The sequence below is a fragment of the Acidithiobacillus sp. genome (assembly GCF_023256195.1).
GTDB lineage: Bacteria > Pseudomonadota > Gammaproteobacteria > Acidithiobacillales > Acidithiobacillaceae > Acidithiobacillus_A.
The window spans coordinates 35,687-42,010 of record NZ_JAGDWX010000004.1 but is presented as its reverse complement, the minus strand read 5'-3'; the positions used below and the strand labels follow the sequence as shown (position 1 = coordinate 42,010).

The 6,324-nt window shown below is 64.7% G+C and carries 8 protein-coding genes and 1 tRNA gene; 6 read left to right on the top strand and 3 right to left on the bottom strand.

The genetic code is table 11. The features are described 5' to 3' along the window. A partial coding sequence (locus Q0C23_RS00365; RefSeq protein WP_291510395.1) for a porin occupies nucleotides 1-687 on the bottom strand: 687 nt, incomplete at its 3' end. Between the two features lie 220 nt (nucleotides 688-907). Between Q0C23_RS00365 and Q0C23_RS00360 the strand changes: the two genes are divergently transcribed. Continuing rightward, nucleotides 908-981 (top strand) — tRNA-Gln (locus Q0C23_RS00360). Between the two features lie 129 nt (nucleotides 982-1,110). Further along, nucleotides 1,111-1,344, top strand: coding sequence for a hypothetical protein (locus Q0C23_RS00355; RefSeq protein ID WP_291510394.1), 234 nt, complete (start codon nucleotides 1,111-1,113; stop codon nucleotides 1,342-1,344). Between the two features lie 12 nt (nucleotides 1,345-1,356). Here the strand turns inward: Q0C23_RS00355 and Q0C23_RS00350 are convergent, their stop codons facing one another. Together Q0C23_RS00350 and Q0C23_RS00345 are read right to left on the bottom strand one after the other, a co-directional pair. Further along, complete coding sequence (locus Q0C23_RS00350) at nucleotides 1,357-2,085, bottom strand: SDR family oxidoreductase (protein ID WP_291510393.1); 729 nt, start codon at nucleotides 2,083-2,085, stop codon at nucleotides 1,357-1,359. 60 nt (nucleotides 2,086-2,145) lie between these two features. After that, the gene (locus tag Q0C23_RS00345) at nucleotides 2,146-3,054 is read right to left on the bottom strand and encodes an NAD(P)-dependent oxidoreductase (RefSeq protein WP_291510392.1); all 909 of its coding nucleotides are present in this window, start codon (nucleotides 3,052-3,054) and stop codon (nucleotides 2,146-2,148) included. 202 nt (nucleotides 3,055-3,256) lie between these two features. On the opposite strand from Q0C23_RS00345, the gene dapF reads away from it, so the two are divergent. From dapF to hslV, 4 genes are read left to right on the top strand one after another with little or no spacing between them, the layout of a single operon-like run. Further along, on the top strand, nucleotides 3,257-4,129 hold the full coding sequence (gene dapF / locus Q0C23_RS00340; protein ID WP_291510391.1) for a diaminopimelate epimerase: 873 nt from the start codon (nucleotides 3,257-3,259) through the stop codon (nucleotides 4,127-4,129). Further along, nucleotides 4,126-4,836 (top strand): DUF484 family protein, encoded by a 711-nt coding sequence (locus tag Q0C23_RS00335; protein ID WP_291510390.1) that lies wholly within the window; start codon nucleotides 4,126-4,128, stop codon nucleotides 4,834-4,836. Before dapF ends, Q0C23_RS00335 begins: the two co-directional genes overlap by 4 nt. Then, nucleotides 4,827-5,780, top strand: a complete 954-nt coding sequence (locus tag Q0C23_RS00330; protein WP_291510389.1) for a tyrosine-type recombinase/integrase — start codon at nucleotides 4,827-4,829, stop codon at nucleotides 5,778-5,780. Before Q0C23_RS00335 ends, Q0C23_RS00330 begins: the two co-directional genes overlap by 10 nt. Then, entirely contained in the window at nucleotides 5,780-6,322 is a 543-nt protein-coding gene (gene hslV, locus Q0C23_RS00325) for an ATP-dependent protease subunit HslV (RefSeq protein WP_291510388.1), read from the top strand. Before Q0C23_RS00330 ends, hslV begins: the two co-directional genes overlap by 1 nt. Nucleotides 6,323-6,324: the final 2 nt, after the last annotated feature.

Below are 6,324 nucleotides of genomic sequence, written 5' to 3'. Positions count from 1 at the left end.
CAGCATACCGGCGAAAAGGTAGTGACCACTGCCGTTGGAGAGCACACCACCCACCGGAGCCATACCCACACCGCTCTGCCCGGCACCGAAGGGAATCGCTACATTCCCGGAATTGAAAGCATTGTTGCCGTCCAGAGAGTGGTTGTCGAAGATACCGAGCTTGTAGTAAAGGCCCGTGCCCATGACATCGGGGCTGTGGAAGGCCGCACCCGCGCTCCGATTAGCGCCCAGGGACTGGTTCATGGAACGCTGGATGAACCACAGGTTATTGCCGCTATACTGGGTCCGCTCCATGCCGACGGGCACGCGGAACTTGCCCACCTCCAGCTGCAGGGCTGGGATGAAGCCGAAGTTGATTTCCGCTTCCTGCACACCGGAACTGGAACCGGGGACATTGCTCACACCCAGCGTCTTATTGAGAGGACTGGTAACATAGGCGCCGTCCCACTTGTACTGGAAATTATAGGTGACGCCGGGTACCGCCTCACCCTTCACGCCCAGACGAATACGGTGGGCGCCAAAGATGAGGCCCTCGGGACCGTGGGTACCAAACTGATTACTGCCGGTGATCTGGGCATAGCCGTAGAGGACCGGACCGGTGTCGGCGTTGGAACTATCCGCCGCCATGGCCATGCCGGGTACCAGAACGGCCGCCGCAACCGCGAAAGCTACGAGATTCTTCTTCATGACAAGCTCCTCCTCATGAGCCGTTGTTAAAGTACAACGGTGAAAGTTATAGCACCGCCCAAACCCTTTTGCAACATTTTCACAACATCTGTTTTACAACGATCCTCGGGGCTGCCGCCAGCCTCCCGAGCGCGGGCTCCACGGATGAGTTCGGGCGTGCTGGGATAGGTGGGATAGGATTGACAGATCCGGGCACCGCTGGCTATGCTCTGCCCCTCATTGGGGGATCGTCTAGCGGTAGGACAGCGGACTCTGACTCCGCTAACCGTGGTTCGAATCCACGTCCCCCAGCCAAGATCACGAACGGGCCCGGTTCTCTCCGGGCCTTTTGTTTCTGTGGATGTCTGGGTCCTGGGTTCACCGGGGGGAGTTCCACTATACTGGAACACGCGGAAACGGAACCCGATCTGGGGAGGTTAGGCCATGAAAAAATGGATATACGCGGCCATCGCTCTGCTGGTGGTGATCCTCTCGCTGGCACCCATGTTTTTCAAGCAGGGCCCCTACGGCGGCAAGACCCAGGGCTGGTACCAGAATCACCCCGCACAAACGGCCAAGGAGCTGGCCTGGTGTCGGGAAAAACCGGAGCGCGAGAAAACGATGTCCTGCCAGTACGCCCACAACGGTGCCGTGGCGAGCCTCGCCGAGGGCCACTGAGCGGCTGCTCCCTCAGGGGACGACTTGCTTGACCGGGCGCACCAGGATTTCTTCGACGAGCACGTGCGGCGGCTGGGCAAAGCTGTACACCAGCGCCTGGGCTACATCCTCCGGGTGCAGGGCGTCCAGCTCTTGTCGCCGTTGACGCATGGCTTCCTCCGGCACCTTGAAGCCCCACTCCGTCCACACCGCGCCGGGCTCGATGAGGGCGACGCGAATGCCTTCGGGTCCCAGCTCCTTGCGCAGGGCATCGTGGAAGCCCACCACCGCGAACTTGGTGGCATTGTAGACAGACCAGCCGGGCAGGCCGTAGCGACCGCCAACGCTGGACACCGTCGATATCATGGCGCCCGGGCGCCCGCGCAGGAGGGGTAGCGCTGCCCGGGTGCAGTGCAGTACCCCGTAGAGGTTGACCTCTATGGTCTCGCGCCATTCATCGGGGTCGCTCTCGGCAAAGGGACCGTGATAGCCGAGGCCAGCATTGTTGAAGAGCAGATCGAGGCCGCCATAGTGCCCTTGGACCTCGGCGAAGAGCCGAGCTATGGCCTGCGGATCGCGCATGTCCGTGGGCACCACCAGCGCCGCTTCACCAAGCTCATGGGCAAGGGCCTCCAGTCGGTCGCGTCGTCGCGCCGCCAGGACCACCCGTACCCCCTCCGCCGCCAGAAGACGCGCAGCTGCCACACCGATACCGCTGGATGCTCCGGTAACGACGGCAACCTTGCCTCTGAGATCCTGCATCTGCATAACCCTACCCTCCGTCTGGGATAAAATTCTCCGTCCTGTGGCTGCTCTGGGCGCTCACGGTTCCCGCTCGTCCCCGCCCAGAACGACAGGCAGGCCGGCCGCCTGCGCAGCACCCACCCCGAGCGCCGACCAGTCCAGATCTCCATGGCCCTGGGCAGCCAGTTGCAAGAAGCGGTCGCGCAACGGTCCACTGAAGGGCAAGGGCACGGCCAAATCCTCTGCCGCGGCCATGACCAGGCGCAGATCTTTCTGTGCCAGAGGAAGCGCGAAACCCGCCGGTCGCTGCTGGCGGTCGGCGATGAGCTTGCCGTAGTTGCGATAGACCGGTGCGTCGAAGAGCGTGCCGGTGAGCAACTCCAGATAGGCATGGCGGTCGATACCGCCCTTCTCCACCAAGGCCATGGCCTCGCCGAGGGATTCGATGACCGTGGCGATGAGGTAGTTGCCGCTCAGCTTTACGAGATTGGCCTGCTCCGGTCGCTCGCCGAGGTGGAAACTGCGCTGCCCCAAACGCTCGCGATAGGGAGCGATGGCCGCAAAGATCTCGGCTGGCCCCGCCGCCACCAGAAAGAGCTTGCCCGCCGCAGCCGCATCGGGTCGACCGAAGACGGGCATGGACAGGTAGGACTGGCCGTGCTCGCGATGGGCCGCATCCAAAGCCCGCGCACAGTCCACGCTGATGGTGCTGCAGGCCACATGGATGGCGCCGGCGGGCAGCGTCTGCGCCAGGCCCCCCGATCCCAGGCTCAGGTCGCGTTCGGCGCTGTCGTCCGCCACCATGGTGAAAACCAGATCGCAGTCGCCAAAATCGGCAATGCTCTGGACGACGGTCGCACCCCGATCCGCCAGGGGCCGTGTCGCCGTGGCACTGCGGTTGTAGACCTTCAGGTCTGGCGCCACCGTCAAGAGGCGTGCAGCCATTCCCGAACCCATTCGTCCCAGTCCCAGAAAACCCAGTTTCAAGATCAACCCCCCTTGCCACAGCCCTTGTGATACCGTCCGGTCGGTTTTAACCATAGGACAGAGCACCACCAGGTTCAAGGCCGAACGTGTCGGGACTGCCGCGGGCCCGTATGCCCTCAGGATTGCAAGCGTGCGTGGGGGGGAGTCGGCAGACTTTGGGCAGACTCTGGGCAGACTGGCGCGACGTTGCTAGACTCCGATCATGCCCCAGGACTACCCGACTCTGCTACAACGCACCTGGCCCTTCACCAAAATGGAGGGTTTGGGCAATGACTTCGTGGTCCTGGATGGTGTGCGCCAGGACTTTTCTCTGGACCCCCTGAGTTGTCGCCGCATTGCCGACCGTCACTATGGGATAGGCTGCGATCAGATCCTGCTCGTCGAGCCGGCAACCAGCCCCGGTGCCGATTTCCGCTACCGCATCTTCAACGCCGACGGCAGCGAGGTGGGACAGTGCGGCAATGGCGCCCGCTGTTTTGCCGTTTTCGTTCGCCGAGCCGGGCTCACGGACAAAAGCAGCATCCGGGTAGAGACCGCCTCCGGGCCGCTGCAACTGCAGGTGCACGACGACGGTCTGGTGACCGTGGACATGGGCGTACCGCGTCTGGATCCTGCGCGTATCCCCTTTGCCGCGCCGGCACCTGCCACCGACTACTGCCTAGAGTTGGAGTCGGGCAGGGTCGAGTTCGCTGCCGTCGGCATGGGTAATCCCCACGCTCTGATCCGGGTCGCGGACGTGGAGGCAGCACCGGTGGCGGCACTGGGGCCGCTCCTGGAGCGTCATCCGGCCTTTCCGGAGCGCACCAATGTGGGCTTTCTGGAGATTGTGAGTCCGCGGGAGATCCGGCTGCGCACCTGGGAGCGGGGCGCCGGCGAGACGCTTGCCTGTGGCAGCAACGCCTGTGCCGCGGTAGTGGCGGGGCGCGGCTGGGGCGCGTTGGGGGAGGAGGTGCGCGTCGACCTGCCGGGAGGTTCCCTGGAGATTCGCTGGCCCGGCCCCGGGCAGCACCTGCAGATGACGGGTCCTGCGCGGGTGCTTTTCGACGGCATTTGGCAGGGCTTGGAGTCCATATGACAGAAACGCGGCAGGACGAGGAAGCGGAGCAGGTACGGGCTTTTTTACGCAAACACCCGGAGTTCCTGTGGACCGAGGAGGCCTTGCTCACGGAAATCACCCTGCCCCACCTGGGGCTGGGGTCGGCGAGTTCCCTGCTGGAGCGACAAGTGCAGGCCCTGCGTCAGGAGAAGGCCTTGCTGCAGCAGCGCATCGCAGCACTCTTGGGCGCGGCGCAGCAAAATGCGGTGCTGGCGCGCCACCTCGGCGACCTGGCCATGGCCCTTCTGCGAGCCCGCGACTGTATCGAGGTGGTAGCGCTCACGCGGCGTCATCTGAGGGAGGTCTTTCAGGTGGAACAGCAGGCCTGGCTGGTGGCGCGCAGCGATTTCCCAGTGCAGGAGTCGGCAGAACTGGAGCCGGAACTGCGTCGACCACTGCTGGCCATGGCCGTTGCCGGCGCTCGCACGGGACTCGAACTGCACCCAGACCTGCGTCGACAACTCTTCGAGGCGCCCGGTGCAGGCCTGCGCTCCTTTGCCATCATCCCGCTGGAGGGGAGCTGTCTCAGCGGCGGCATCGTGCTGGGCAGTCAGCACCCGGACCGCTATGGGGCCGACACGGGCAGCGATCTGTTGGAGCAGATCGGCCGACTGGTAAGCGCGGCCCTGGATCGCTGCACGCTGCCACCCCTTGGGGGAAAGGGCGAGGAACCGTCGTGCGCCTAGATCGGGTGCTTGCGGACTTCGATGGGCATCTGACCCAGGCCTACCGCGCCGCCAGTGCAGCTGCCTATCGCGCCGATCTCAAGCTGTGGCGGGATTTCCTGGCGGAACGAGGGATCGTCGATATCGAGGCAGTGCAGCCGGAGCATCTGCGCCACTTCCTCCGGCGGGAGCGGGCGCGGGGGGTAGCCATTCGCAGTCTGCGGCGGCGTTTTGCGGCCTTGCGCGCACTCTATCGCTACCTGCAGCGCCAGCACCCTTCGCTAATCGATCCCAGCCAGCACCTGCGCCTGCCGAAGCTCGAGCAGCACTTTCCGGACTGGCTCACGGTGGACCAGGCGCAGCAGTTGCTGAACGTACCGCTCCCACCCTCCGGGCAGGCTGCCACAACGCCTGAACGGCAGGCGGGGCTCGCCCAAGCCCGCGATCGGGCCATGCTGGAACTGCTCTATTCCAGCGCCCTGCGTGTGTCGGAGCTGGTCGCCATCGATCTGGACCACTTGGATCTTGCCGGTGCCTGGTTGCGGGTCTCCGGCAAAGGTGGCAAGGAGCGGATGGTGCCGGTAGGCCAGGCGGCACGGGCCGCACTGCGGGCATACCTGCCCCTGCGCGCGACGCTGGCGGCTACCGGAACCACGGCGCTCTTTCTCAATCAGCGCGGTGGGCGACTGACGGTCCGCAGCGTGCAACGCATCGTCGATCGCTGGGGACGCGACCGGCTCGGTCAGGCGCTGCACCCCCATGCCCTGCGTCACAGTGCAGCCAGCCATCTGCTACAGTCCAGTGGCGACTTGCGCGCCGTCCAGGATTTTCTGGGGCACGCCGGCATCGCCACCACGGCCATCTATACCCACCTGGACCACCAACATCTGGCCGCCGTCTACGACAGCGCCCACCCGCGCGCCCATCGTACATCGCCCAAGCAGAGCCCCAAGGAGGATTGCTGATGTCTCAGGTACTGGATCTGCACGGTACGACCATTCTGTCCGTGCGCCGCGGGCAGAACGTAGTGATGGCGGGCGACGGCCAAGTAACCTTCGGCAATACGGTGATGAAGGCCAATGCACGCAAGGTGCGCCGTCTGGAGGCGGAGGTCCTGGTGGGCTTTGCCGGTGCCACGGCCGATGCCTTCACCCTGCTGGAACGCTTCGAGGCCAAGCTCAAGGCGCATCCGGGACAACTGGCAAAAGCGGCGGTGGAGCTCGCAAAAGAATGGCGTACGGATCGGGTGCTGCGTCGCCTGGAGGCCATGCTGGCCGTGGCGGATCGTCAGCAGAGCCTGATTCTGACCGGCCAGGGCGACGTCCTCGAGCCGGAATACGGCATCATCGCCATCGGCTCTGGCGGGCCCTACGCCCTGGCCGCTGCTCGCGCCCTGCTGGAGCACAGCGAGCTCTCGGCACGGCAGATCGCCGAGCGCGCCTTGGCCATTGCCGCCGACATCTGCATCTACACCAATCAGCAACACAGCGTCGAGGAATTGTCGTGAGC